22 protein-coding genes and 2 tRNA genes are annotated in these 26,195 nt (G+C 71.0%); 12 read left to right on the top strand and 12 right to left on the bottom strand.

The window, feature by feature from the left end; translation table 11 throughout:
- Window positions 1-749: 749 nt before the first annotated feature.
- From OG994_RS24785 to rpmH, 8 genes are all read right to left on the bottom strand, one after another.
- Window positions 750-1,760 (bottom strand): ParB/RepB/Spo0J family partition protein, encoded by a 1,011-nt coding sequence (locus tag OG994_RS24785; protein ID WP_120328316.1) that lies wholly within the window; start codon window positions 1,758-1,760, stop codon window positions 750-752.
- Between the two features lie 27 nt (window positions 1,761-1,787).
- Window positions 1,788-3,023 carry a ParA family protein gene (locus tag OG994_RS24780; protein ID WP_120328315.1) on the bottom strand — a complete coding sequence of 412 codons (1,236 nt, stop codon included), beginning with the start codon at window positions 3,021-3,023 and terminating at the stop codon, window positions 1,788-1,790.
- Between the two features lie 289 nt (window positions 3,024-3,312).
- Window positions 3,313-4,083 (bottom strand): 16S rRNA (guanine(527)-N(7))-methyltransferase RsmG, encoded by a 771-nt coding sequence (rsmG, locus tag OG994_RS24775; RefSeq protein ID WP_407942545.1) that lies wholly within the window; start codon window positions 4,081-4,083, stop codon window positions 3,313-3,315.
- A 283-nt stretch (window positions 4,084-4,366) separates the two neighbouring features.
- Window positions 4,367-4,969: a Jag family protein gene (locus OG994_RS24770; protein WP_328851132.1), complete on the bottom strand. Its 603-nt coding sequence runs from the start codon at window positions 4,967-4,969 to the stop codon at window positions 4,367-4,369.
- 215 nt (window positions 4,970-5,184) lie between these two features.
- Entirely contained in the window at window positions 5,185-6,165 is a 981-nt protein-coding gene (gene yidC / locus OG994_RS24765) for a membrane protein insertase YidC (protein WP_328851131.1), read from the bottom strand.
- Complete coding sequence (gene yidD / locus OG994_RS24760) at window positions 6,162-6,455, bottom strand: membrane protein insertion efficiency factor YidD (RefSeq protein ID WP_120328312.1); 294 nt, start codon at window positions 6,453-6,455, stop codon at window positions 6,162-6,164. Before yidD ends, yidC begins: the two co-directional genes overlap by 4 nt.
- The gene (gene rnpA / locus OG994_RS24755) at window positions 6,452-6,865 is read right to left on the bottom strand and encodes a ribonuclease P protein component (protein WP_120328311.1); all 414 of its coding nucleotides are present in this window, start codon (window positions 6,863-6,865) and stop codon (window positions 6,452-6,454) included. The genes yidD and rnpA overlap by 4 nt, the downstream gene beginning before the upstream one ends.
- Window positions 6,866-6,902: 37 nt before the next feature.
- Window positions 6,903-7,040: a 50S ribosomal protein L34 gene (gene rpmH, locus OG994_RS24750; RefSeq protein ID WP_007073824.1), complete on the bottom strand. Its 138-nt coding sequence runs from the start codon at window positions 7,038-7,040 to the stop codon at window positions 6,903-6,905.
- A 643-nt stretch (window positions 7,041-7,683) separates the two neighbouring features.
- Between rpmH and dnaA the strand changes: the two genes are divergently transcribed.
- The 5 genes from dnaA to OG994_RS24725 all read left to right on the top strand — a co-directional run bounded on the left by dnaA (window position 7,684) and on the right by OG994_RS24725 (window position 14,161).
- Window positions 7,684-9,483: a chromosomal replication initiator protein DnaA gene (gene dnaA, locus OG994_RS24745; protein WP_328851130.1), complete on the top strand. Its 1,800-nt coding sequence runs from the start codon at window positions 7,684-7,686 to the stop codon at window positions 9,481-9,483.
- Between the two features lie 780 nt (window positions 9,484-10,263).
- A complete protein-coding gene (dnaN, locus tag OG994_RS24740; protein ID WP_120328310.1) occupies window positions 10,264-11,397 on the top strand; it encodes a DNA polymerase III subunit beta in 1,134 nt (377 codons plus the stop codon).
- Window positions 11,398-11,435: 38 nt separating this feature from the next.
- Window positions 11,436-12,308: a phosphogluconate dehydrogenase (NAD(+)-dependent, decarboxylating) gene (gene gnd / locus OG994_RS24735; protein ID WP_120328309.1), complete on the top strand. Its 873-nt coding sequence runs from the start codon at window positions 11,436-11,438 to the stop codon at window positions 12,306-12,308.
- 16 nt (window positions 12,309-12,324) lie between these two features.
- Window positions 12,325-13,458, top strand: a complete 1,134-nt coding sequence (recF, locus tag OG994_RS24730; protein WP_328851129.1) for a DNA replication/repair protein RecF — start codon at window positions 12,325-12,327, stop codon at window positions 13,456-13,458.
- A gap of 190 nt (window positions 13,459-13,648) precedes the next feature.
- Complete coding sequence (locus OG994_RS24725; protein WP_120328307.1) at window positions 13,649-14,161, top strand: DUF721 domain-containing protein; 513 nt, start codon at window positions 13,649-13,651, stop codon at window positions 14,159-14,161.
- Window positions 14,162-14,264: 103 nt separating this feature from the next.
- Here the strand turns inward: OG994_RS24725 and OG994_RS24720 are convergent, their stop codons facing one another.
- Complete coding sequence (locus OG994_RS24720) at window positions 14,265-14,492, bottom strand: hypothetical protein (protein ID WP_120328306.1); 228 nt, start codon at window positions 14,490-14,492, stop codon at window positions 14,265-14,267.
- Between the two features lie 104 nt (window positions 14,493-14,596).
- Between OG994_RS24720 and OG994_RS24715 the strand changes: the two genes are divergently transcribed.
- Window positions 14,597-15,079, top strand: a complete 483-nt coding sequence (locus OG994_RS24715; protein WP_120328305.1) for a MarR family winged helix-turn-helix transcriptional regulator — start codon at window positions 14,597-14,599, stop codon at window positions 15,077-15,079.
- A 57-nt stretch (window positions 15,080-15,136) separates the two neighbouring features.
- On the opposite strand, the gene OG994_RS24710 is transcribed toward OG994_RS24715, so the two are convergent.
- A complete protein-coding gene (locus OG994_RS24710) occupies window positions 15,137-15,718 on the bottom strand; it encodes a hypothetical protein (protein WP_120328304.1) in 582 nt (193 codons plus the stop codon).
- Window positions 15,719-16,250: 532 nt separating this feature from the next.
- Between OG994_RS24710 and gyrB the strand changes: the two genes are divergently transcribed.
- The 6 genes from gyrB to OG994_RS24680 all read left to right on the top strand — a co-directional run bounded on the left by gyrB (window position 16,251) and on the right by OG994_RS24680 (window position 22,238).
- Window positions 16,251-18,194 carry a DNA topoisomerase (ATP-hydrolyzing) subunit B gene (gene gyrB, locus OG994_RS24705; protein ID WP_120328303.1) on the top strand — a complete coding sequence of 648 codons (1,944 nt, stop codon included), beginning with the start codon at window positions 16,251-16,253 and terminating at the stop codon, window positions 18,192-18,194.
- A 130-nt stretch (window positions 18,195-18,324) separates the two neighbouring features.
- On the top strand, window positions 18,325-20,844 hold the full coding sequence (gene gyrA / locus OG994_RS24700) for a DNA gyrase subunit A (RefSeq protein ID WP_120328302.1): 2,520 nt from the start codon (window positions 18,325-18,327) through the stop codon (window positions 20,842-20,844).
- A 4-nt stretch (window positions 20,845-20,848) separates the two neighbouring features.
- Window positions 20,849-21,733 carry a DUF3566 domain-containing protein gene (locus OG994_RS24695; RefSeq protein WP_120328301.1) on the top strand — a complete coding sequence of 295 codons (885 nt, stop codon included), beginning with the start codon at window positions 20,849-20,851 and terminating at the stop codon, window positions 21,731-21,733.
- A gap of 142 nt (window positions 21,734-21,875) precedes the next feature.
- Window positions 21,876-21,949, top strand: a tRNA-Ile gene (locus OG994_RS24690).
- Between the two features lie 42 nt (window positions 21,950-21,991).
- Window positions 21,992-22,120: a DLW-39 family protein gene (locus OG994_RS24685; RefSeq protein ID WP_240032904.1), complete on the top strand. Its 129-nt coding sequence runs from the start codon at window positions 21,992-21,994 to the stop codon at window positions 22,118-22,120.
- 42 nt (window positions 22,121-22,162) lie between these two features.
- Window positions 22,163-22,238 (top strand) — tRNA-Ala (locus tag OG994_RS24680).
- A 15-nt stretch (window positions 22,239-22,253) separates the two neighbouring features.
- Here the strand turns inward: OG994_RS24680 and OG994_RS24675 are convergent.
- A complete protein-coding gene (locus OG994_RS24675; protein WP_328851128.1) occupies window positions 22,254-23,534 on the bottom strand; it encodes a tyrosine-type recombinase/integrase in 1,281 nt (426 codons plus the stop codon).
- A gap of 530 nt (window positions 23,535-24,064) precedes the next feature.
- Window positions 24,065-25,597, bottom strand: coding sequence for a hypothetical protein (locus OG994_RS24670; protein ID WP_328851127.1), 1,533 nt, complete (start codon window positions 25,595-25,597; stop codon window positions 24,065-24,067).
- Window positions 25,598-26,195: the final 598 nt, after the last annotated feature.

Here is a 26,195-nt window from a genome sequence, read left to right as displayed (position 1 = left end):
GACCCGTGCTCAGGCCGGGACGTGCGCTCGACCCCAGGCGTACCCGGCTCACGGCGTGCTCGAGCCAGGCGTGCTCGGGCCAGGCGTGCTCGGGCCAGACGTGCTCGGGCCTGCGCGGCCCGCGACGTCCGCTGTCCCATATCTGGGGCAGGTCGACAGCGCCGGCTCGCTGGCTCCACATGCGCTCGCGCCCTCAGATGCTCGCGCCCTGACGCCCGCCCGCCCTCACGCGCCCACGCGCCCAGGTGCTCACGCGGTCAGTCGCTCACGCGGTCATGTGCTTACGCGACCGAGGATCGTCCCACCGCTAACCACCCGCCAGGATGGAGGACGGCATGGCCGCCCCTCCGCGCAGCCCTGAACGGGCCCCTCCCGCCCCGATCGGGCTCGGCCATAGGAGACGCGAGGCGCGGCCCTGGAAGCCCGCTGCGCCACCCATCCGGCCGTTTCACGTGAAACGACAGGGCCGCGCGAGTGCTCCTCGGCACCTGCTCCACTTCGTGCCGGCATCGCGCGGCATCCAGCCCGCCGGCATACCGCCGCGGGACCGGCCACGCCGGGGGATACCGCGTCCCGGCGTGGCACCCCGCATCGAGTCGACAGCCCCGGCCCGGGGACACCCTCGGAAAGCCGATGGCCGCACGTCCCCCTGGGATGCGTGCGGCCATCGGATCGCGCGTCGCGCGGCGGAGCCTCGGCACCGGCAACCCGGCACCGGCACCGGCAACCCGGCAGCGGCAGCGGCAGGATCAGCCTTCGGTCGACTCCTGGCCGACCCCGATGATCCCGACGATCCGCTCCAGGTCGTCGACCGTCGCGAACTCGATCGTGATCTTGCCCTTGTTCCGGCCGATGTCCACCTTCACCCGCGTGTCGAAGCGGTCGGACAGCCGCTCGGCCAAATCATTGAGCGCCGGGGCGTGAGGCTTCGGCCGCCGCTTCGCGGCCGGCGACTTCGCCGGGCCGTCGCTGAGCGCCAGCGCCACGATCTCCTCGGTGGCGCGTACGGAGAGCCCTTCGGCGACGATGCGCAGCGCCAGTTGCTCCTGGGCCTCCGCGTCGTCGAGGCTCAGCAGCGCCCGGGCGTGCCCCGCGGACAGCACCCCGGCGGCGACCCGCCGCTGCACCTGAGCGGGGAGGTTCAGCAGCCGGATCGTGTTCGAGATCTGCGGCCGGCTGCGGCCGATCCGGCGCGCCAGTTCCTCGTGCGTGGCCCCGAACTCCTCCAGCAACTGCTGGTAGGCGGCCGCCTCTTCCAGCGGGTTGAGGTTCGCCCGGTGGATGTTCTCGAGCAGGGCGTCCCGGAGCATGGCGTCGTCCCGCGTGTCCCGGACGATCGCCGGGATGCGCTCCTTGCCGACCGCCTGCGCGGCCCGCCACCGGCGCTCGCCCATGACCAGCTCGTACTTCTCGCCATCGAGCTGGCGTACGACGATGGGCTGGAGGAAGCCGACCTCCTGGATCGAGATCTTCAGCTCCTCCAGCGCCTCCTCGTCGAAGACCTGCCGGGGCTGCTTCGGGTTCGGCACGATCGCGTCGACGGGAATCTCGGCGAACCGGGCTCCCGGAACCGGGCTCAGCGTCGAGTCGGGCTCGGGAGAGGGCGTTGCCGGGGCTGCGGCCGGCACGCCGCCCGTGGCGGCGACGGCCGCGGGCGTACCCGTGGGGTCAGCCGTGCCCGCGACGGCGCCGGCCGCCGGCCCGGTCGGAATGAGCGCCCCCAGGCCTCGACCCAGACCGCCCCGAGGACGGTTCTTCATTCCACGCCTCCCGACGACTCGTCCGCACTACGCATTCCGGCTCACCGGCTCCATGACGCCCCGCTCGGCGATCTCCTGGGCCGCCTCGAAGTAGCTCGTGGCCCCCCGCGATCCGGGATCGTAGGTCATCACCGACTGGCCGTAGCTCGGCGCCTCGGAGACGCGGACGTTGCGGGGGATGACGGCCCGGAGGACCTTGTCGCCGAAGTGGTTCCGCACGTCCTGCTCGACCGCGTCCGCCAGCCGCGTACGCCGGTCGTACATGGTGAGGAGGATGGTGGAGACCTCGAGCCGGGGGTTGAGGTGCTGCCGGACCAGGTTGATGTTGTTGATGAGCTGGTTCAGCCCCTCCAGCGCGTAGTACTCGCACTGGATGGGGATGAGCACCTCCTGCGCGGCTACCAGCGCGTTCACGGTGAGCAGGCCGAGCGAGGGCGGGCAGTCGATGAAGACGTAGTCGAAGTGCCCGGGGTAGGCGGCGATCGCCCGGGCGAGCCGGGACTCGCGGGCGACGACCGAGACGAGTTCGATCTCCGCGCCGGCCAGGTCGATGGTGGCCGGCACGCACCACAGGTTCGGGATGCCCTCGACGCCCTGGGCGACGTCCTCCAGCGGCACCCCGTTGATGAGGCAGTCGTAGACGTCCGGCACCCCGGTGTGGTGCGGCACGTTCAGCCCGGTCGAGGCGTTGCCCTGCGGGTCGAGGTCGACGACGAGCACCCGGTTGCCGTGCAGCGCGAGCGCCACGGCCAGGTTGACCGTGGTGGTCGTCTTCCCCACACCGCCCTTCTGGTTCGCGACGCACATGACCCGGGTCCGCTCCGGCCGAGGCATGGTCACCTCGCCACTCGGGTTCAGGATCTGCACGGCGCGCATCGCCTCCATTGCCAACGGTGGGTCATCGTCATCGGCCGTTTCACGTGAAACGAACGCGGGATCAACCTGGGCGGCCGCGTACGGCTCGACCGCGGCGACGGGGGCGTCGGACACCGCCGGGGCCGGAGCGGCGTCGCGTACCGCATCGGGGGTGGGCTGGTGCGGGAGCGCGGGCTCGAACCGCGCCGACGCGGCGATGTTGCGTCGCCCGGTCGACGAGCGGACCTCCGCAGGGGCGTTCGCCGGGCGACTCACCGCAGTGGGGTCGACGGGTCGGTCCGCCGAGGGTCCGCCGGGCGACCAGCCGGGGTAGTCGGTTTCACGTGAAACGTGCTCGCTGGCTGATCCCATCGCGCGTGGGTCGTCGTACCTGCCGTCGTCATGCACCTGTCATCCCTGCCCGCTTCGGATGGTCGGTCCGCACCCGTCAACTGGCCACGCCCGCGCACGCCTCCCGCGGTGCCTGCGGCCGGGGGAAGCGGCCGGAACCGTCACGTCGGTCGCCGCCCGCTCCACACTATCGACGCGCGGCCAGCCTACGGCGGACGGGCGCGGCGGGTCCACGTCGGGTTCTCATCCTTCCCTCCGCCCGCACGGATTCACAGGGGAACCACCGGTACAACGAGAGAGCCGCGATGCCCGGAATGGCGTTGGGGGTCGCGAAGCACCGCGATCGTCAACGCCGACGCGTACGACCACCCCGGGACTTCCGGCGCGCGGACGCACGTGCGGGAGCCACGACCCGTTCCCGGACGACCTCCACGACCGTGGTGGGTGGTTCGATGACGCCGACGCCGCACCGGTGCACGGTGGGCTCCCCGCCGCCGAGGTTCGCCACCGTGGCCGCGTGCTCGGCGATCTCGTCGGCCACCGAGGCGCCCTTGAGCGCGACGAGCCGCCCGTGCGGCACGGCGAGCGGTAGGCACCACGCGGCGAGGCGGTCCAGTGGGGCCACGGCACGGGCGGTAACGACGTCCCCCCGGAGCGGGCCGGAGTCGTCCGTCCCCGTTGCGGCCTCCTCGGCCCGGCCGCGGAACACGCGGACGGTCCCGGCAAGGCCGAGCCGGTCCACGGCCTCGACGAGGAACGAGGTGCGGCGGGCGAGCGGCTCGATGAGGGTGACGGCCAGGTCCGGGCGGGCGATGGCCAGCACCAGGCCGGGCAGGCCGGCGCCGGAGCCGACATCCAGCACCTCGGCCCCCTCCGGGATCCGCTCGGCCACCGCCGCACAGTTCAGCAGGTGCCGGTCCCAGATCCGGGGTGCCTCGCGGGGACCGATGAGGCCCCGCACCACGCCGTCGGTCGCCAGCAGTTCGGCGTACGCGGCGGCGAGGTCGATACGGTCACCGAACAGGGCGCGGGCCGCGCCGGCCAGCTCCGGCGGCAAGGTCGCGTCGGCCGGATCGGGAGCCGGAGTCCCGCCCGAGGCGGCCGGCGAACCGACCACCGGAGGACGCCCCGAGCGGCCGGCAGCCCGGTCGCCCGACGCCTCACGCCCCGAGCGGCCAACAGACCCGTCACCCGACGCCCCACGCCCCACGCGCCGTTCATCCGACGCCTCCGGCCCTTGCCGGTCAGCAGACGCCCCACGAGCCGACCGGTCAGCCGATGCCCCGCGAGCCGACCGGTCAGCCGACGCCTCACGCCCGGGCCGGACAGCCGACGGCCCGGGTGTGGTGCCACCCGGGCCGGTCGCGGCGCCGGCCGCGGTGTCGTCGTGGGTCACCCGGTCAGTCCACCGGCCGGACGACGACGCGCCGGTTCGGCTCGACACCCTCCGACTCGCTCTCCACCCCGGCGATCGCGTTGACCACGTCGTGCACGCACTTGCGCTCGAAGGCGGACATCGGCTCGAGCCGGACCGGTTCGCCGTACTCCTTCACCTTCTCCACGGCGTTGCGGGCCACGGCGGCGAGTTCCTTGCGGCGGGTGGCGCGGTAGCCGCCGACGTCGAGCAGCAGCCGGCTCGGCGAGCCGGTCTGCCGGAAGACGGCGAGCCGGGCGAGCTCCTGGAGCGCCTCCAGGGTGGCGCCGCGCTGGCCCACCAGGTTCTGAAGCCGGGCGCCGACGACCTCGACGACCGGACGGCCACCGGAGACCAGCTCGTCGATGTCGCCGTCGTAGTCGAGGATGTCGAGCAGCCCCTCCACGTAGTCGGCGGCGATCTCGCTCTGCCGGAAGAGGTCGTTCTCGGCCGGGGCCTTCTTCTCCCGGCCGCCCTCTTCGGCCTCCTCGGCCTCGAGTTCGGCGTCGGTGTCGTCGCTCGCCTCGATCGGCTCGGTCCCCTCCTCGTCCAGGGACTCGTCGGCGCGGGGGATGCTGGTGTCCGTCACGGTCTCATCTCCGTAGTCGCTCGGCCGGACCGTCGGGTCCGTTGGTCTCCCGGAGCCCCGGCGGGAGGTCGCCGGTGCCCGCGGGCACGTCTGTACGGGCAGTGTCGCCCGTGGCCGCGCCACGCGCGGGGTGTTCCGCCCGGCGCCGGCCGTACGGCGGCGGCACGGTGCGGAACGGGCCGCCGGCGGTCTCCCGCGGCGGCCCGTACCACCAACTAGCCACGCCGCTTGGCGGGGCGCCCCTTCTTCGGGTTCACGGGCTTGGCGCCCGGCTTCGGCGCGGCGACCTTCGGAGCGGTCGCCTTCGCCGGCGGCTGCGGGGCCGGCTTGCGCCCGAACAGGGCACCCGTCTTGGCCGGCTGCACCGGGTTCCGGGCCCCCGACGTGGCCTTGCTGGTGGCGGTGGCCGGCGGCGGGTACTTGCGGAGCACCCACTGCTGCTGGCCGAGGGTGAAGAGGTTGTTGGTGACCCAGTAGATGATCACACCGATCGGGAAGATCGCGCCGGAGATGAGCAGCGACAGCGGGATGCCGTAGAGCATCAGGCGCTGGATCATCCGCTGCTGCGGGTCCTCGGCCCATCCGGTCTTGAGGATCATCTGGCGGCTGGTGAGGTACGTGGTACCCATCATCACGAGGACCAGGACGCCCGCGATGATCTTGACGGTGGTGCCGTTGGCGCCGAGCCGGGCCAGCTCGTCGGCGGTGGAGCCGAACTTGCCGGCGATCGGCGCCGTGAAGAGCTTGGCGCTGGAGGCGCTGTCGAACTGCTCGACCGACCAGCCGTAGAGGGTCTTGGCCTGCTTGGCCGGGTCGAGCCGGCGGAGCACGTGGAAGAGGCCCAGGAAGACGGGGATCTGGAGGAACATCGGAAGGCAGCCCATGAGCGGGTTGGCCTTTTCCTTCCGGTAGAGCTCCATCATCTCCTTCTGGAGCGTCTCCCGGTCACCCTTGTGCTTCTCCTGAAGCTCCTTGACCTTCGGCTGCAGCGCCTGCATGGCGCGCTGCGACTTGATCTGCTTGACGAAGATCGGGAACAGGATCACCCGGACGGTGACCACCAGGAAGACGATGGCCAGGATCCAGGCGAAGTTCGTGCCGATCACGGCGTCGACCGGCACTCCGATGGCGTCCCAGGCCGAGTGCCAGGTCAGCAGGATCCACGAAATCGCGTAGTAGATCCAGTCGAGACTCAATTCGGAGCTCCAGTCACATCGGCACGGCGGCGACCGCCCGGCTCCGGCACCGGGTCATGTCCACCTGGGTGGAAGGGGTGGCAGCGCAGCAGCCGCCGGACCGCGAGGCCGGCTCCGCGGACCGCGCCGTGCCGGGCCACCGCCTCGAGGGCGTACGCACTGCACGACGGGTAGAACCGACAGCGGGCCGGCAGTGCCGGGCTTATCCACCGACGGTACGCGATGATGGGCCCGCTCAGCACACGGGCGGCCGCGCTGCTGGGCTGGGGGAAGGCGGGGCCGGTGCTCATCGGCGTCGCCCCCGGCCTGCCCGGGCCGCGGCGAGCGCCGCGTCCAGGTCGGCGCCGAGCCGCTGGTAGCTCGCGTCGGCGGCCGCCGGCAGGGCTCGGACGACCAGGGTACTGCCGGCCGGCAGCTGCCCCAGCCGCTCGCGGACGAGGTGCCGCAGCCGGCGACGGACCCGGTTACGGACCACGGCGGGCCCGACGGCCTTGGACACGACGAAGCCGGCGCGGGTCGGCGCGGAGGGCTGCTCCGCACCGGTGTCCCGCGCCGGCTCCGGCGATGTCGGTGTCGAGGACCCGGGGGCGGCGGGCAGTGTCAGGTGCACGACGACGGCCCCACGGCCGGCGCGTCGGCCACCCCGGACCGCTGCGGCGAAGTCGGTGCTGCGCCGCAGTCGCTGCGCGGCCGCCAGCACGACTGCCCCACGTCCCCCCGGACCTGCCCGCTCGGCCTCAGGCCGACAGGCGGGCGCGGCCCTTGGCGCGACGGGTCGAGAGGATGGCCCGCCCGGCCCGGGTGCGCATGCGCAGCCGGAAGCCGTGGGTCTTGGCGCGCCGGCGGTTGTTCGGCTGGTAGGTGCGCTTGCTCACGTCAGGCTCTCCGTTGTCGTACGCCCCAGGGCCCGTCCGGACCGGGGTCGTGTGGTGGTCCAGGCCACTGGACGGTGGCCTCCGATCGGCGCTGCCCGGCGACGCGGCCCGCCGGGGATGCCGGGGGGCGAGTGCGGACAGCAAGCACCCATCACCCTAGCAGAGGGCGTGAGAGCAGCCGCTCCAGCCTACGCAGGGGGGCAATGGCCGTCAAACAGTGCAGCCCGGGTCCAGCCGGACGCGCCGACGACCGGTGCGGCGGTTTTCACTCATGCCGACAACGGCCGGGCCGCGTCGGCGGTTGATGGCTCAGGGACAACGCTGTTACCGTGCCCGATTGCGGTCGGCGTCGGGGGGAGCCAGTCGTCGTCGACCGGCAGGAGTCGACCGGCAAGACCGGACAAGGTAGTGAATCGTTCGGCACGGTGTACCCGCTTCAGCGCCCGTTAGGCAGGGGGCAGGTCCCACCCGCGTCCGACGAACGGCCACAATCGGTCGGTACACAGGCTGTGGATAACTTGTGGACGACGACCGGTCGGCCGTTCGGGTGGTGGTGCGCCACCCGCGGGAACCCGGCGGGCCCGGGACGGCCGGCTGGCAGACAGCGGCGGCCGGGGAGCAGAGGCGAGGGGGTGGCACGACGGTGGCCGGTACGACCGACCTTGCCGCGGTGTGGACGGCGACGACGGACGAGCTCGCCGACGAGATCATCTCCGCGCAGCAACGGGCCTACCTCCGCCTGACCCGGCTGCGGGCCATCGTCGAGGACACCGCGCTGCTCTCCGTCCCGGACGCCTTCACCCGGGACGTGATCGAGTCGCGGCTGCGTCCGGCGATCACGGAGGCCCTCACGCGCCGGCTGGGCCGGCCGATCCAGGTGGCGGTCACCGTCCGGGTCGCCGAGGACCCGACGGGCCGACCCGCCGGAACCGTCTACCGGGCCGCACCCGAGCCGGGGCCGGCCGGCCCGGAGACCGACGCGCCCACCCTCCTCGACGAGCCGGCCGGGGCCGCCCGGCCGGAGCTGGCGATCCCCGAGCAGCCGCGCCCCGGCCGCGTGGCCGAGCCCGCGCCCTCGTTCGCCGACCCGCGCCGCCCGGAACTCGGCCACCCCGCCCCCGGGGACGCGCAGGAGACGCTCTTCAGCGCCGCCTTCGCCGAGCCGCCGCCGGCGCCCCGCCCGGCGCCCGAGCGGCGGGGCTTCGACGAGCAGGCCGCCCGCCTCGACCCGCCGGGTCCGGACGCCCGGCCGTTCGAGTCCCGCTACCGGGAGGACAGCGGGTCACCGCGCGACCAGCACGTGATCCGGGCGCTTCCGCGTGACGGCGGGACGGACAGCGGCCCCGGCCGCGGCGGCGCCGACCACCGGCCCGGTCTGCGGGACGAGCGCCGGCTGCCCGGCGCCGACACCGGCGGCAACCGGCTCAACCCCAAGTACATGTTCGAGACGTTCGTCATCGGCTCGTCCAACCGGTTCGCGCACGCCGCCGCGGTCGCCGTCGCCGAGTCGCCGGCGAAGGCGTACAACCCGCTGTTCATCTACGGCAGCTCCGGGCTGGGCAAGACCCACCTGCTGCACGCCATCGGCCACTACGCCACGACGCTCGGCAACGCCCGCTCGGTCCGGTACGTCTCGACCGAGGAGTTCACCAACGACTTCATCAACTCGCTGCGGGACGACAAGACCAGCGCGTTCCAGCGGCGCTACCGGGACGTGGACATCCTCCTGATCGACGACATCCAGTTCCTGGAGAACCGGGAGCGGACGCAGGAGGAGTTCTTCCACACGTTCAACACGCTGCACAACGCCAACAAGCAGATCGTCATCACCTCCGACCGCTCCCCGAAGCAGCTGGCGACCCTGGAGGACCGGCTGCGGACCCGGTTCGAGTGGGGCCTGCTCGCCGACATCCAGCCGCCCGACCTGGAGACCCGGATCGCGATCCTGCAGAAGAAGGCGGCGCAGGAGCGGCTCTTCGCGCCTCCGGACGTGCTGGAGTTCATCGCCTCGCGGGTGTCGAACTCGATCCGCGAACTCGAGGGCGCGCTGATCCGGGTGACGGCGTTCGCGAGCCTCACCCGGTCCACGGTCGAGCTGTCGCTGGCCGAGGAGGTGCTGAGGGACTTCATCCCGGACGGCGCCGGGCCGGAGATCACCGCCGACCAGATCATGGTCTCCACGGCCGACTACTTCGGGGTGAGCCTGGAGGACCTGCGCGGGCACTCCCGCTCCCGGGTCCTCGTCAACGCCCGCCAGGTCGCCATGTACCTGTGCCGGGAGCTGACCGACCTCTCGCTGCCGCGCATCGGGCAGGCGTTCGGCGGCCGGGACCACACCACCGTCATGCACGCCGACCGCAAGATCCGGCAGCAGATGGCCGAGCGGCGCTCGCTCTACAACCAGATCGCCGAGCTGACCAACCGGATCAAGCAGAACACCTGAGGCGTACGCCCGCACGCCCCGCGACCCGGCCGCTGCCGGGGCGCCTCTCCCCGGCCCCGCCCACGGCGGGGCCTTCTCGTTCTCCACACCTTGACCCTCGAGCCGGTCGAGCCTCCAGGATCGGACCGTGTCCATCCACCGCCCACGGTCGTTGTCCACATCCCGTTGTCCACCGTCGGTGGATAACTACGGTCCGTCCGCCCGCCATCACCCACAGGCTGTGGACAACTCCTGGGGACGGTGTGTGGACGGGTGGGGACAACGGGTCCGGTCATCCACCGACGGGGACCGGCCTGTGGGCGAGCTGTTGAAGGTTCTGGGGATGACGGCGAACGTGACGATCCGAACGGTCCACAGGCCTGGGGAGAAAGTCGGTGGATTTCCGGTGGACAACCGGTGGACGACGGTGGACAACGATGTGGGCGGAGCGGGCCTGTGGACCGGGACACGGGTTGACCCCCTGGTTCTCCACAGCGACCACACCGGTGGATAACCTGTCTCACCTGCGCAGACGCCGGTTCTCCACAGTTTGCACAGGTGCGATGAAGACGATGAGTTATCTCTTCTGAAAGAACAAAAACCAATCATCACCGTTGGACTTTCTGTGGATCGGGCCGGGCGCTGCCGCAGCAGCGGTGAGCGGCAGCGCCCGACACGGGGTCGGGCGCACAGCCGATGCCCCCGCGCCCTAAGGTGCGAGAGGTACCCGCACCGTCGGGCGGGTCGGCAGGCAGCGGTCGGCATGAGAGAGTTGTCGTCGACGTCGACGCGGAGGCATTGATGAAGTTCCGAGTGGAGCGCGACGCGCTCGCCGAGGCCGTGGCCTGGACCGCGAAGAGCCTGCCCAACCGGCCGTCCGTACCGGTGCTGGCCGGGGTCATGCTCCGGGTCACCGACGGCAACCTGCAGGTTTCCGGTTTCGACTACGAGGTCTCCAGCCAGGTGACCGTCGAGGTGCAGGGCGACGCGGACGGCGCGGCCCTCGTCTCCGGTCGCCTCCTCGCCGAGATCACCAAGGCGCTGCCGGCCAAGCCGGTGGACATCGCGGCCGTCGGCGCCCACCTCGAACTGGTCTGCGGCAGCGCCCGGTTCACGCTGCCCACCATGCCCGTGGAGGACTACCCCTCCCTGCCGGAGATGCCGGAGAGCGCCGGCACCGTCGACGCGGCGGCCTTCGCCACCGCCGTCGCCCAGGTGGCCGTCGCCGCCGGCCGCGACGAGACGCTGCCGATGATGACCGGCGTACGCATCGAGCTGTCCGGCAGCACCCTGGCCATGCTCGCCACCGACCGCTACCGGTTGGCACTGCGCGAGATCCAGTGGAACCCGGACGACCCCGACGTGAGCCTCAACGCCCTGGTGCCCGCGCGCACGCTGCACGACACCGCCAAGGCCCTGGGCCCGCTCGGCGGCGAGGTCACGCTGGCGCTCGCCGCGGGCGGCGCCGGCGAGGGCATGATCGGCCTCGCCGGCGGCACGCGGCGCACCACCAGCCGGCTGCTCGACGGCGCCAACTACCCGCCGGTGCGGTCGCTCTTCCCGGCCAGCCACAACGCTGAGGCCCGGGTGCCGGTCAGCACCCTGGTCGAGGTGGTCAAGCGCGTCGCGCTGGTCGCCGAGCGGACCACCCCGGTGCTCCTCAGCTTCAGCGCCGACGGGCTGGTCGTCGAGGCCGGCGGTTCCGAGGAGGCGCGGGCGAGCGAGGCCATGGAGGCCTCCTTCACCGGCGACCCGCTGACCATCGGCTTCAACCCGCAGTACCTGATCGACGGCCTCGCCAACCTGGGCGCGCAGACGGCGGTGCTCTCGTTCGTGGACGCCTTCAAGCCGGCGGTGATTTCTCCCGCGGGCGAGGATGGCGAGGTCGTGCCCGGGTACCGCTACCTCATCATGCCGATCCGCGTCTCCCGCTGATCGCGCCCGCACCACCCACGCACCGGAGGTAAGGACAGATGCAGCTCGGCCTGGTAGGACTCGGCCGGATGGGCGGCAACATGCGCGAGCGGTTGCGCGCCGCCGGCCACGAGGTGGTCGGTTTCGACCACAACGCGGAGCTGAGCGACGTCGCCTCCCTCGCGGAGCTGGCGGAGAAGCTCGAGTCGCCGCGCGCGGTCTGGGTGATGGTCCCGGCCGGGGTCACCGACGCGACCATCGACGAGCTCGCCGACGTGCTCGGCGAGGGCGACATCATCATCGACGGCGGCAACTCGCGGTTCAGCGACGACGCCCCCCGTGCCGAGCGGCTGAACGCGCGCGGCATCGGCTACATCGACGTCGGCGTCTCCGGCGGCGTCTGGGGCCGGCAGAACGGGTACGCGCTGATGGTCGGCGGCTCGGAGGAGCACGTCGCCCGGCTCATGCCGATCTTCGAGGCGCTCAAGCCGGAGGGCGAGTTCGGCTTCGTGCACGCCGGGCCGGTGGGCGCCGGGCACTACGCCAAGATGGTGCACAACGGCATCGAGTACGGCCTCATGCACGCCTACGCCGAGGGCTACGAGCTGCTGACCGCCTCCGAGCTGGTCACGAACGTGCCCGGCGTGTTCAAGTCGTGGCGCGAGGGCACCGTCGTCCGTTCGTGGCTGCTCGACCTGCTCGACCGCGCGCTCGACGAGGACCCGGACCTGTCCGAGCTGAGCGGCTACACCGAGGACACCGGCGAGGGCCGGTGGACGGTGGACGAGGCGGTCCGGCTCGCCGTGCCGCTGAACGTCATCACCGCCTCGCTCTTCGCCCGGTTCGCCTCCCGCCAGGACGACTCGCCCGCCATGAAGGCGGTGGCCGCGCTGCGCCAGCAGTTCGGTGGGCACGCCGTCCGCAAGCGCTGAGCGGTATCCACACCCTGTGTACGTCCGCCGGCTGGAACTGGTCGACTTCCGCTCGTACGAGCGGGTCGGCGTCGACCTCGAGCCGGGGGCGAACGTCCTGATCGGCGCGAACGGCGTCGGCAAGACCAACCTCGTCGAGGCGCTCGGCTACGTGGCGACCCTGGACAGCCACCGGGTCGCCACGGACGCCCCGCTCGTGCGGATGGGTGCCGGCTCGGCGGTGATCCGCTGCGCGATCGTGCACGAGGGCCGGGAACTGCTGGTCGAGCTGGAGATCGTCCCGGGGAAGGCGAACCGGGCGCGGCTCGGCCGCTCCCCGGCCCGCCGGGCCCGCGACGTGCTCGGCGCGCTCCGGCTCGTGCTCTTCGCCCCGGAGGACCTGGAACTCGTCCGGGGCGACCCCGCCGAACGCCGCCGCTACCTGGACGACCTGCTGGTCAGCCGGCAGCCCCGGTTCGCCGGGGTCCGGGCCGACTACGAGCGGGTGGTCAAGCAGCGCAACGCGCTGCTGCGGACCGCGTACCTGGCCCGCAAGACCGGCGGCACGCGCGGCGGGGACCTGTCGACGCTCGCCGTCTGGGACGCGCATCTCGCCCGGCACGGGGCCGACCTGCTCGCCGGCCGGCTGGAACTGGTGTCCGCGCTGGCGCCGCACGTGGCCAAGGCGTACGACGCCGTGGCGGCCGGGCGGGGCGCGGCGGGGATCGCGTACCGCCCGTCAGTGGAGCTGCCCGAGCCCACGACGGATCGGGAGGTGCTCGCGGGGGCGCTGACCGCCGCGCTGGCCGAGTCCCGGTCGGCGGAGGTCGAGCGGGGCACCACCCTCGTCGGCCCGCACCGGGACGAGCTGGCCCTCACCCTCGGCCCGCTGCCGGCCAAGGGGTACGCGAGCCACGGCGAGTCCTGGTCGTTCGCGCTCGCCCTGCGGCTGGCCGCGTACGACCTGCTCCGCGCCGACGGTATCGAGCCGGTGCTGGTCCTCGACGACGTGTTCGCCGAGCTGGACGCCGGGCGCCGCGAGCGGCTGGCCGAACTCGTCGGCGGGGCGAGTCAGCTCCTGGTCACCTGCGCGGTCGACGACGACGTGCCGGCGGCACTGCGGGGAGCACGCTACGAGGTGGGCGAGGGGACGGTGCGCCGTGTCGACTGAACCGGAGCGGACCGGTGCCGGTGGCGCCGGTACGGGTGACGCGAGCCGCGCCTCCTCGACCGGGCGTGGGGCTGCGCGTACGCCCGCCGGTGGCGGAACCGCCCGGGATGGCCGCCCTGCCGCGCGGGGCGAAACCGGCGGGGACGCCGCGGCCGACCCCGCGCGGGCCGGCGGTGACAGTGGTGAGGCCGTGCCGGACGGGGCCTCGGGGCCGCAACTGGCCCGGGCCGTGCTGGACGCCGCGAAGGCGCGACGGGAGGCGGCGGGACGGACCCGACGGCGTACCGGGACCGGCACGGGCGGCGGCGAGCGGCGCCTGCGCGGCTACTCCGGCCCGGGGCCGGACCCGCGCGACCCGCAGCCGCTCGGCGCGGTGCTGAACCGGCTCGTCAAGGCGCGCGGCTGGCAGCAGCCGGCGGCCGAGGCGACGGTCTTCGGCGCGTGGGAGCGCGTGGTCGGGCCGGAGGTGGCCCAGCACAGCCGCCCCGTGAAGCTGGAGAACGGCGAGTTGACCGTGGAGGCCCGCTCCACCGCCTGGGCGACCCAGTTGCGGCTGCTCGCGGGCTCGCTGCTCCAGCAGATCGCGCGGGAGGTCGGCCACAACGTGGTGCGCAAGCTGCACATCCACGGCCCGGCCGCGCCGTCGTGGTCGCGCGGGCCGCGCCGGGTCCGGGGCCGCGGCCCGCGGGACACCTACGGCTGACCGGCGGGGCGGACGCGGCAGTCAGCGGCGGCTGTCGCATGACCCGGTGCGTCAGCCGGGGTCTTGACGAGCGGCGGCAGGGTCGCCCGGGAGCGGCGGCGAATCAGGAGTCGCGCCGCGCCTCGCGGGCGGCCCGCTTGCGCTCCCGCTGCTCGCGGCTGTAGCGCTTGCGGTTCTCCAGGTCGCGCTTCCACCCCTCACGGGCCTCGGCCGAGCCCCCGTAGACCGCGCCCGGCACCCCCTCGGCGGGGCCCGCCAGGTACTTGTAGGCGAATCGCCAGAACCGGCCACCCTCGCCCGCGCTCCTGGTCTCCTTCGGGTCCTCGCTCATGCTGCTGACCTCCGCTCGGGAACCGCACGCCGATGTTTTGTGCCCCAATAGTTGGTGCACAAAACGTTGGTACGATAACACCGCCACGAAGGAGGTCGACAGGCATGCGTGAGCAGCTCGACGACGCGGACCCCCTGGCGCTGGAACAGCAGGTCTGCTTCGCGCTGTCGGTCGCGGCGCGCGGCGTCGTCGGGGTCTACCGGCCGTTGCTGGAGCCGATGGGCCTCACCCATCCGCAGTACCTGGTGATGCTCGCCCTGTGGCAGCACGCGCCGCTGTCGGTCCGCGACCTCAGTCGCCTGCTCCAGCTCGACCCGGGCACGCTCTCGCCGCTGCTCAAGCGCCTGGAGTCGAACGGCTACGTCCGCCGCGAGCGGGATCCCGCCGACGAGCGGAGCCTCGCCGTGACGCTCACCGAGAGCGGACGGGCGCTACGGGCCCGGGCGGAGGAGATCCCGCCGGCGATCGTCTCGCGGCTCGGCCTGCCGCTGGAAGAGCTGCGGCAGCTGCACGCCGCGCTCACCCGGGTCATCGCGGCGGCCAACCGGCCCGCAGCCGACCGGCCCGCGGACGAGGCGGGCCGCTGACGCGAGGCCGGTCAGGGGGCGCGGCGGCGTCTCGCGCGGCGCCGCGGCCCCCCTCCGCTACGGCTGGGTGGCCCGGCGGGGGGCCTCCGACTCGGCGTAGACGGCGAAGCCACGGTCGGCGCACCGCCGGTAGAACGCGGCCAGCACGCTCAGCTCGGCGCAGGTGAAGTCCCACTGCGGGGGTTCGCCCCGCTCGTCGCGCAGCGCGTCGAGCCGCCCGTCCAGCCAGCGGAGCTGCTGCTCGGCCAGGCGCCCGTCACCGAGCAGCCTGCGCAGCACGGCGCTGACGGACTCGAACGTCACCGCCTCGCCGTGCTCCCGGTGGCCGGCGACGAACCGCTCGATGCCGTCCGCGATCCAGGCGCAGCCGTCGGGGTCGATCACCGGGTCCTCGTCCTCGGCCGCGGCGTCCGTGGCGTAGAGCACACCGTCGAGGCCGAGCAGCAGGTCCACCAGTTCCGTGTACGCCGTGGCCCGCACCGTGCCGCTCTTCGCGATCAACTCGGCCAGCGCGGCTGTCGGCGCGGAGATCCGCGGCATGTCGACGATCTCGCCGAAGTCGACGAACTCGGCCGGCGCGACCGGATCGTAGAAGCGGCCGGTACGCGGCCAGTGCACCGCGACGTTGTCCAGCCCCATCTGGGGTCACCTCTTAAGAGCACGTGTGGGGGTCGATCGGGTAGATCGTCCGGTTCCGGTCTGGAAAGATCAAGAGCGGGTCCGGGACCGCCGCAAACGTACGGCACCGCCGGTCGGTCCGCGACCCCCCGACCCGCCCGACAGCGGGTGCACCCGTCGCGGGGCGCGGCACGGTGGTGAAGGCCTGGCGCGTAGGGGGAGTCGCGGACGCGGCGGTTCGGCCGGCTACGGAGTTCTCAGGCGCTTTGCGAGGGTGCCGAGTGGCGGTTCAGCCGCCGACGCACAGTAAGATTGACGCAGAGACGAAGACCCGGTGCGGAGCGACGGACACGGGCCCGGAGAAGGGCCCGCGATCATTGTCCACGTCGGGTCGAGCCGATCGCGATCCGCGGACATCCGCGGCGAACGGCGCGTACCGACCCGTGACCCGGATGTGCTCCGGTGCCGGTCCGCGCCGACGTCGCGTCCTGTCCGCCGAACCCGCGCCCGACGCGCCCCTGGCGGCGCGGACGGCGCGAGAAAGTGGCCGAGGGTGGCAGCGCAGGACAAGCAGCAGTACGGCGCAGAATCGATCACCGTTCTCGAAGGGTTGGAGGCCGTCCGGAAGCGGCCCGGTATGTACATCGGGTCGACCGGCGAGCGGGGTCTGCACCACCTCGTCTGGGAGGTCGTGGACAACGCCGTCGACGAGGCGCTGGCCGGCTACTGCGACACCATCGACGTGGTGCTCCTGGCCGACGGCGGCGTCCGGGTGACCGACAACGGTCGAGGCTTCCCCGTCGACCTGCACCCGAAGCTCAAGAAGCCGGGCGTCGAGGTGGCGCTGACCGTGCTGCACGCCGGCGGCAAGTTCGACGGCAAGGCGTACGCCGTCTCCGGCGGTCTGCACGGTGTCGGTGTCTCGGTCGTGAACGCGCTCTCCACGAAGATGTTCGTGGAGATCCACAAGGACGGCTTCGTGTGGCGGCAGAGCTACACGAACTCCAAGCCCAGCCCGCTGGAGAAGGGCGAGTCGACCGACCGCACCGGCTCGGCGGTCTCGTTCTGGCCCGACCCGGCCGTCTTCGAGACGGTCGACTTCGACTTCCAGACGATCTACCGCCGCCTCCAGGAGATGGCCTTCCTCAACCGCGGCCTCACCATCCACCTGCTCGACGAGCGCGCGCAGGACGAGGACGGCAAGCCGCGCGAGGTGACCTTCCTCTACAAGGGCGGTATCGCCGACTTCGTCCGGCACCTCAACGCCTCGAAGAACCCGATCCACCGCACGGTGGTCGAGTTCGGCGCCGAGGAGGAGGGCATGTCGGTCGAGATCGCCATGCAGTGGAACGAGTCGTACGGCGAGTCGGTCTACACCTTCGCCAACACGATCAACACGCACGAGGGCGGCACCCACGAGGAGGGCTTCCGGGCCGCGCTCACGAGCGTCGTCAACCGGTATGGCACCGACCGGAAGCTGCTCAAGAGCGACGAGAAGCTCTCCGGCGAGGACATCCGGGAGGGCCTCGCGGCGATCATCTCGGTGAAGCTCGCGAACCCGCAGTTCGAGGGCCAGACCAAGACCAAGCTCGGCAACACGCCGGTGAAGAGCTTCGTGCAGCGGGTCTGCAACGAGTGGCTGGTCGACTGGTTCGACCGGAACCCGGCCGAGGCGAAGATCATCATCCAGAAGGCGTCCCAGGCGGCCCGGGCCCGGATCGCCGCCCAGCAGGCCCGCAAGCTGGCCCGGCGCAAGTCGCTGCTGGAGTCCGGATCGATGCCGGGCAAGCTGGCCGACTGCCAGTCGACCGACCCGCGCGAGTCCGAGGTCTTCATCGTCGAGGGCGACTCGGCGGGCGGCTCGGCGAAGCAGGGGCGCGACCCGCGTACCCAGGCGATCCTGCCGATCCGCGGCAAGATCCTCAACGTGGAGAAGGCCCGGATCGACCGGGTGCTGAAGAACAACGAGGTCCAGGCGCTCATCACGGCGCTGGGCACCGGCATCCACGACGACTTCGACATCGAGAAGCTGCGCTACCACAAGATCGTGCTGATGGCCGACGCGGACGTCGACGGCCAGCACATCCAGACCCTGCTGCTCACCCTGCTCTTCCGCTTCATGCGACCGCTCGTGGAGCTGGGACACGTCTACCTGGCCGCCCCTCCGCTCTACAAGATCAAGTGGAACAAGAAGGGCGACGACGCCCAGTACGCGTACTCCGACCGGGAGCGCGACGGGCTGATCGCGCTGCGCCAGCAGCAGAAGCCGAACGCCAAGCCGGACGACATCCAGCGGTTCAAGGGCCTCGGCGAGATGAACTACCCCGAGCTGTGGGAGACCACGATGAACCCGGCGACGCGTACGCTGCGTCAGGTCACGCTCGACGACGCGGCGACCGCCGACGAGTTGTTCAGCGTGCTGATGGGTGAGGACGTCGAGGCGCGTCGGTCGTTCATCCAGCGCAACGCCAAGGACGTCCGGTTCCTGGACATCTGACGGTGACCGGCGGGCCGACCCGGCGTCCACCGGCCGGCCCGCCGGTCCACAGAGTTATCCACAACCTGGCCGATATCCACAGCCGTTATCCACAGCACGAAAACGACTCTGAGTCTGATAAGGGTAAACAGTGACCGATTCCCCCGAGTCCACACCGAACGAGCCTGAGGTCACCGAGGCCACCGGCGCCGTCGTCGCGCGCGACCGCATCGAACCGGTCGGGCTCGAGGTGGAGATGCAGCGCTCCTACCTCGACTACGCGATGAGCGTCATCGTCGGGCGTGCGCTGCCGGACGTCCGGGACGGGCTCAAGCCGGTCCACCGCAAGATCCTCTACGCGATGTTCGACTCCGGCTACCGGCCGGACCGCGGGTACGTGAAGTGCTCCCGGGTCGTCGGCGACGTCATGGGTCAGTTCCACCCCCACGGCGACTCGCCGATCTACGACGCGCTGGTCCGGATGGCGCAGCCGTGGTCGCTGCGCTACCCGCTGGTCGACGGCAACGGCAACTTCGGCTCGCCGGGCAACGACCCCGCCGCGGCCATGCGGTACACCGAGTGCAAGCTCGACCCGCTGGCCATGGAGATGATGCGGGACATCGACGAGGACACCGTCGACATGCAGGACAACTACGACGGTCGGGCCAAGGAGCCGACCATCCTGCCGTCCCGCATCCCGAACCTGCTCATCAACGGCTCCGAGGGCATCGCCGTCGGCATGGCCACCAAGATCCCGCCGCACAACCTGCGGGAGATCGGCGCGGCCGTGCAGTGGTGCCTGGAGCACCCGGACGAGGACGAGGCCACCACGCTCGAGGCGCTGCTGGGGATCGTCAAGGGTCCGGACTTCCCGACCCACGGCCTCATCGTCGGCACGGCGGGCATCCAGGACGCGTACCGGACGGGCCGCGGCTCCATCCGCATGCGCGCCGTCGTGGAGGTCGAGGAGGACAAGCGCGGCCGGCCCGCGCTGGTCGTCAGCGAGCTGCCCTACCAGGTCAACCCGGACAACCTCGCCGAGCGGATCGCCGAGCTGATCAAGGAGGGCAAGCTCGGCGGGATCGCGGACATCCGGGACGAGTCCTCCGGGCGTACGGGCATGCGGCTCGTGCTCGTGCTCAAGCGCGACGCGGTCGCCAAGGTGGTGCTGAACAACCTCTACAAGCACACCCAGCTCCAGGAGACGTTCGGCGCCAACATGCTGGCGCTGGTCGACGGCGTGCCGCGCACGCTCAACCTGGCGCAGTTCATCCGCTACTACGTGGACCACCAGGTGGAGGTCATCCGCCGGCGGACCGCGTACCGGCTGCGCAAGGCCGAGGAGCGGGCGCACATCCTGCGCGGTCTGGCCAAGGCGCTGGACGCCCTCGACGAGGTGATCGCCCTGATCCGGCGCTCGCCCACGGTCGAGGACGCCCGGCAGGGCCTCATCCGGCTCCTGGAGATCGACGAGATCCAGGCGACCGCGATCCTGGACATGCAGCTGCGCCGGCTCGCGGCGTTGGAGCGGCAGCGGATCCTCGACGACCTGGCCAAGCTGGAGCTGGAGATCGCCGACCTCAAGGACATCCTCGCCAAGCCGGAGCGGCAGCGGAGGATCGTCTCCGAGGAGCTCGGCGAGATCATCGCGAAGTGGGGCGACGACCGCCGGACGCAGATCGTGCCGTTCGACGGCGAGGTCTCCATGGAGGACCTCATCGCCCGCGAGGACGTGGTCGTCACGATCACCCGCACCGGGTACGCGAAGCGGACCAAGGTCGACCAGTACCGCTCGCAGCGCCGGGGCGGCAAGGGCGTGAGCGGCGCCAACCTGCGCCAGGACGACATCGTCAGCCACTTCTTCGTCTGCTCGACGCACGACTGGATCCTGTTCTTCACCAACAAGGGTCGGGTCTACCGGGCGAAGGCCTACGAGCTTCCGGAAGCCAGTAGGGTTGCCAGGGGTCAGCACGTGGCGAACCTGCTCGCCTTCCAACCGGACGAGCAGATCGCGCAGATCATCGAGATTCCGAACTACCAGGTCGCTCCCTACCTGGTACTGGCCACGAAGAACGGCCTGGTGAAGAAGACGCGGCTTGAGGAGTTCGACTCCAACCGGTCGGGCGGCATCATCGCGATCAACCTGCGCGATGAGGACGAGCTGGTCGGTGCCGCCCTGGTGGCGCCGGAGGACGACCTGCTGCTGGTCTCGAAGAACGCGCAGGCGATCCGATTCAACGCCTCCGACGAGGCGCTGCGGCCCATGGGCCGGGCCACGTCGGGCGTGATCGGCATGCGCTTCGCCGAGGACGACATGCTGCTGGCCATGGAGGTGGTCCGGCCGGGCATGGACGTCCTGGTCGCGACGAACGGGGGATATGCGAAACGTACCCCGATCGAGGAATACCCGGTCCAGGGCCGGGGAGGTAAAGGCGTGCTGACTGCGAAGATCACAGAGCGACGCGGTGGTCTGGTCGGTGCGGTGGTGATCGACCCGGACGACGAACTGTTCGCCATCACCAGCAACGGTGGTGTCATCCGGACTCCGGTGAAGCCTGTACGCCGTACGCGTGACCGGAACACAATGGGGGTCAAGCTCATGGACCTTCCGGACGGCGTGACTATCGTGGCGATTGCTCGCAATGCCGACGAGCCTGACGAACAGGACTAGTTGAATGACGGAGACACAGGCGAAGTCGGGGAACGCGGGGACCTCGGCCAACCCGGTCGACGAGGAGGCCGCAGGAGGCGGCGCACCAGCGACCGGCCGCGCGGCCGTGGGCCGTGCCACGGTCCCCGCCGACGCGCCTGCCCCGAAATTCACCCGGGCTCCCGGGATGGCCCCACCGCCGGACAAACCGACCGAGGACGCGGGCTCCGGCGACAAGACCGAGGCGGTGCCGACGGACGCCGCCGGAGGCGGTGCCGCGAAGGCCACCGCATCGGCCCGGCCGGGCGCGACCCAGCAGATCCCGGTACGCGCCGGCGTGTCCGCCGCCGCCACCGGCACACAGCCGCGGATCGGCGGTGCCGCGGCGCCGGACACCGCCCGCCCCAGCCCCGGTCCTGGCCGGGTGCCCAACGGCGGTGGCCTGCCACCGGGCATCGGCAACGCGGCCGCCGTCGGCGCCGCGCGCGTCGGTGAGGCGGTACGCGCCGCGCGTACCTCGGTCAGCTCGGCGGCCTCGCGCGGGCCGCGCCGGGCCCGGCTGAACCTCAAGCGGATCGACCCCTGGTCCGTGATGAAGTTCGCCTTCGCCGTGTCGGTGGTGCTCTTCATCGTGGTGGTCGTGGCCACGTCCGTGCTCTACCTCGCCCTGGACGCGATGGGCGTCTTCCAGAGCGTCAACGAGAGCCTCACCGACCTGGTCAACGCCGGCGGTGGGCAGGGCACCGAGGGCTTCCAGATCACCGCCAAGGGCGTGATCCTCAGCTCGGCCCTGATCGGTCTGGTCAACGTCGTCCTGTTCACGGCGCTGGCGACCCTCGGCGCGTTCGTCTACAACGTGTGCGCCGACCTGGTGGGCGGCATCGAGCTGACGCTCGCCGAGCGGGACTGAGACACCGGACGCCGGGGCGCCGTGGAAAGCGGTCGCCCCGGCGTTCCGTACTCGGGTAGGTTCGACCGCGACGGCGGCGCGCGAGGCCACCCCCGATTTGGGGCGGCGCGCGCTGATGGGTTAATGTTGGCCGTCGCAACGCGGGGCTATAGCTCAGTCGGTTAGAGCGCAGAGCTGATAACTCTGAGGTCGCTGGTTCGATTCCAGCTAGCCCCACCGCACGTCGTCCGACGGCAGCCGAGCGCGAGGGGTCGCCCCATGGTCAAGAAGCTTCTGATTCTGGTCGGCGTTGTCGGCGTGGCCGCCGTCGTGGCTAAGAAGATCAAGGCTTCCAACGACGAGCGTGCCCTCTGGCACGAGGCGACGACCGCGCCCGACCTGCGCTGACGTCCGGCGCGGCGGTCGACGACCGCGGCGCCGACCGCCCTCGGGGCCCTAGCTCAACTGGCAGAGCACTGCCTTTGCAAGGCAGGGGTTAGGGGTTCGAGTCCCCTGGGCTCCACCACATCATCCGGCCTGCTCACGGCCTCTCCTCCTCCTCCTCCTCCTCCTCCGTCGGCTCCCCGCCGGATTGAGGATCATCTTTGGTCGTCAGCGGATCGTCAGCAGACTGTCCGAAGACCCAGCGCACCGACTCGTGGAAATCGGCCGGCGTGTGCGTGTAGCGGTTGAGCGTGGTCGACGCCTGCTCGTGGCCCATCACCGCCTGGACGATGTTGACCGGGACGCCGCCGGACACCAACCAGGTCGCATAGCAGTGTCGCAGGTCGTGGAACCGTAGGCCGCCGGCTGCCTTGGTCGCTACGCAGTCGACCGCTTCCCGCTCGGTGGTGAACTCCGCCGACCACTCAGCGCCGCCGCGGTCGGGCCAGGTGGCCCGGAACTTGAACGGCCCGATCTCGGCGACCTGGCCGAGGAGCCCGGCACGGACGAGGGACGGCCGCCAGACCTGGCGGCGGAAATTGCTGCGCAACATCGACCCGCCCTCGTAGTTCGTGAAGACCCGGTTATCCGGACCATGCGCGACCAGCTCGCGATGGCATCGGAGCGCCTGTTCCAGGAACAGAGCCAGCGGCACAGTCCGCCGGCTCTTGGCCGACTTCGGGTAGGGCTTGTCGAACAAGTGACCGTCAACCTCGACCACGACACGCTCGACAGCCAGCGTCGACGCGTCCAGATCAACGCAACCCCACCGGAGGCCCAGGCACTCACCCCACCGCAAACCCGCTCCGGCAGCAGCGGCCACAAGCGCCCGGCGCCACTCAGGCACCGCCGGAAGGAGACGGTTAGTCAGGTCGGCCTGAGTGATGGTCTGGACCGCGCCAGCCCGCTTCCGCTGTGCCGGGAGACGGACACCCTCGCAGGGGTTGAACGCAATCAGCCGGCTCCGGACGGCCGAGGCCAGGATCGAGGAGAACAGGCCGAAGCACGACGCGACGGTGGCCGGGGCGACTTGCTTACCCAGTTGGGTCACCCACTCCTGCACGGCGAGGTGATCGATCTTCCCGAGCTGCCAGCCGCCCCAGTGCGGCAGCAGCCGGGACCGCAGGCGAGACGACCAGGCCGCAAGGGTGGTGGCCTCCACCGACCGGGACGACAACCAGCGATCCGCGTAGGCGCTGAACGTTGTTCGACCGGCCATCGGGTCGACGTAGGAGCCGCGAGACAACGACGTCTCAATCTCGGCAAGGAAGGCTGACGCCTCCCGCTTGGTACGGAAGGTCTTGGCCTTCTGCCGTCCGGCAGCATCACGCCAGTTGGCCCGGTAGGTGCCGGCAGGGGTCTTGACGATGTGTCCCATCAACGCCCCCGGCCGTGGTCGGTCCCGGTAGCGGCGGCGGGTTCGGTGGCGGCGTCAAGGCGGCCCTGTGCGGGCCGCACGCGCCGCCGCCTGGGCGCGCGCCGGCCGCTGCCGCTGTCGCTCTGCGGCCGTCACGCCGGATGCCCGGCGGCTGGCGCGGAAAGCGGGAAGCCCGGAGGACCGCCGCAGAACGACAGACCGTTGACCGGTGAGGTGGCCGGCAGCCGGCCGGGGCGCGGCGGTGCGACGGCCGCCGCGCCGTAGGGCGAGGCACCGCCGGCCGTGGTGGGGATGCGGCGCGGAGTGTGCGGGGCCGCCCCTCCAAGGTCAAGGGCGCTTCGCGTCGCTGCGCGACGGCCCTACGGGCCGCCCTTGACCCCGGAGCCCCTGCGACCCCTCGGGCCGGCGTTGCCGGCAGGCCAGGAACCTGCCCGGGTAAACGCGCCGCATCCCAACCACGGCCTCGTCGGCAGGGCGCGCCCTGCTCGTCCTAGCGGGCCGGAAGCGGTGGTCGTTAGCAGCGTGAGTCGTTATCCGCCGCAATTCTCGGTGGCGTTGTCGGCCAGCCACAGCACTCGCGACGCAAGGCGGTCGACGTCGTCGGAATACCGGGCGCTATCGTCTTCGTCTGCCGCGTTTACGTGAGCAAGCGACTGCCGGATTGCGGTCGCGAATGCCTCCGTGGCAAACCACGCCGGCAGATCCTTGATTTCACAATGTATACCCACAACATGGGAGAAGGCAATGATATCCCTTTCTTCAATCCATTGCGCCATTGCTAGGAGGGCGGAGGGCAGAATTTCAGGGCGCTGCCCGACCGCAGATGCGAGCTTGGTCCGAACCGCCTCGTCGCTTGTGATCGATGCCGTCCAGGAAAGAAGCTTGCGTGCGTGCGTCCGATTGGCCTTCCAAACATCCACATCTCGCCACGTTTGAGCGATAAGAATGTCGCCTGCGCGAGCGGCGGCTTTCGAGTCCAGCTCCGGCCGTCCAGCATCCCTAGCGACGAGCATCATATTCCGCAGGAGGGTGACAGCTACGGCGAGTGGCTGGCGAGCAGCCGCCTGGTCGATCAGCTCATCGAACGTTCGGTCGTCAGAGTTGCGTGCCACTCTAGCCGCCAGTCGCGCGGTTGCATCCAAGCCCGTGGCGAGCAGTGAAGGGATGTCTGGGAGCAGCACGACTCCCGCCGCCGCGTCCATCAGTTCGCGGCACAAGTCGGCGTCGTAAGCCCGGTGGTCGACTCGCGCCCAAGGGCGTGCCCGCTCAAGCAGTTCCTCGTGCTCCCTGACGGCGCGTTGTTCGGCCGTTTCTGCTGGCGGAGTTTCCGGCGCAGTGGGCGCTGGAGGCTCTGGTGCTTTTTCTCCACGCCATCTGGCCATGAGGGCTTGGGAGGCGCGCGACAACTCGGCAAGGGAGTTCGGCCATACGTCGTCATCCTCAAGAGGTGGGCGCCCTGGCCAGCGCCCAGCAGCAGTGATGACCTCTCGGATCGCCCGTTCAACCCAGCTGCACCACGGAGCTAGTCGTTGCTCTGCGGCTATCACGGCGTGAAGCTCGGCGACAGCTTGAGCTGCGATCGGCTCAAGTCTGGCCACTGCTTGAGCGAGGGCCTCCTCCAGGGCGACGCGCCGAGGCTCCGTTTCGACGAACGACGGCTCCACTACGAGGCGTTCTCCGTGCGCGTCGAACACCGGCATAGAACGGTTAACCTGCTCTCGCAGTTCACGCCACGCCAGCGCTGCACGTTCAGGCACACGTCGTTCGAGGCGGCCAGTCTCGATCAACAATCCTACCTGGCGGGCCACTGATAACACGATGTTCGCTCCGGCGGTTGCCCGGCCGATGCTGTGGTAGTCAAATGATTCTACGGCAACTTCAGCTGCCTCGGCGTCACTGAGCGGCCACGATTTGCCAAGCTGGAGATGCTCTTCGAGCTGAGCTCTCTTCCATTCGCGTAGCAGTTCAGCGGGAAAGTGCTCGGGCGTTGCGTCGATTTCGAACGCATGCTCCTCACAAAGTGGGATCAGGTTGTCTGGACTTCGATTGGACTCTTCGCTCATCTGCGGATCCCAGCGTGGACCGCCCTCGCTTCGTGCGTGGATGTGAGCGACTCGGCTGTTGAGTATCCACTCGCCCGTCTCATTATTTAACCGGTAGAGGGGCTTGGTGCAGGATGGCTCGCCGCACCGGAAGGCGGTGCCGTAGAGCTGCTTGATCGTCGCTGCCGTGGGTGGCCGATGCTCGACTGGCTTACGGCGGGCTGCGGACTGATCGGTCACAGGCGTCATGCGGCCCCTTCCTGTAGCAGTGCCTGTCGCAGCGACGGCACCCGACCGCGCCAAGGGGTCAACCAGTCGGGCAGCCGGCATGACCTCGACGGATGCCTTGTTGTTGACTGGGCGCCTCTAGAACATACAACTGGGGGTCGAAACGGCAACTCCGTTCTTGACATGATGAGGCCGCAGACCCTCTCGTCGGATTAGCACTTAAGGCCACGATGGATGCCGCGAGGCACCTGCCAAATCTGGTCCAAGTCGGACGGATCGGTGCAGATCGGCGAGCAGCAACCTATGAGCGCTTCGCGAACGCGGCATGGGCGGTGATGCTGCGTGATGGATCCATGCGGACTGTCGAGCAGTTCGCGAGGCCGAGGGCCAG

The organism is Micromonospora globbae (assembly GCF_036184225.1).
Lineage (GTDB): Bacteria > Actinomycetota > Actinomycetes > Mycobacteriales > Micromonosporaceae > Micromonospora > Micromonospora globbae.
Note: the sequence above shows the minus strand (reverse complement) of the source record. Positions and strands in the feature narration are given on the sequence as shown.

Coding starts and splice junctions, on each gene's coding strand:
- OG994_RS24785 (WP_120328316.1), bottom strand. CDS start 1,760: ATGAAGAACCGTCCTCGGGGCGGTCTGGGTCGAGGCCTGGGGGCGCTC.
- yidD (WP_120328312.1), bottom strand. CDS start 6,455: ATGAGCACCGGCCCCGCCTTCCCCCAGCCCAGCAGCGCGGCCGCCCGT.
- dnaN (WP_120328310.1), top strand. CDS start 10,264: ATGAAGTTCCGAGTGGAGCGCGACGCGCTCGCCGAGGCCGTGGCCTGG.
- gnd (WP_120328309.1), top strand. CDS start 11,436: ATGCAGCTCGGCCTGGTAGGACTCGGCCGGATGGGCGGCAACATGCGC.
- OG994_RS24720 (WP_120328306.1), bottom strand. CDS start 14,492: ATGAGCGAGGACCCGAAGGAGACCAGGAGCGCGGGCGAGGGTGGCCGG.
- OG994_RS24715 (WP_120328305.1), top strand. CDS start 14,597: ATGCGTGAGCAGCTCGACGACGCGGACCCCCTGGCGCTGGAACAGCAG.
- OG994_RS24710 (WP_120328304.1), bottom strand. CDS start 15,718: ATGGGGCTGGACAACGTCGCGGTGCACTGGCCGCGTACCGGCCGCTTC.
- OG994_RS24695 (WP_120328301.1), top strand. CDS start 20,849: ATGACGGAGACACAGGCGAAGTCGGGGAACGCGGGGACCTCGGCCAAC.
- OG994_RS24685 (WP_240032904.1), top strand. CDS start 21,992: ATGGTCAAGAAGCTTCTGATTCTGGTCGGCGTTGTCGGCGTGGCCGCC.
- OG994_RS24675 (WP_328851128.1), bottom strand. CDS start 23,534: ATGGGACACATCGTCAAGACCCCTGCCGGCACCTACCGGGCCAACTGG.
- OG994_RS24670 (WP_328851127.1), bottom strand. CDS start 25,597: ATGAGCGAAGAGTCCAATCGAAGTCCAGACAACCTGATCCCACTTTGT.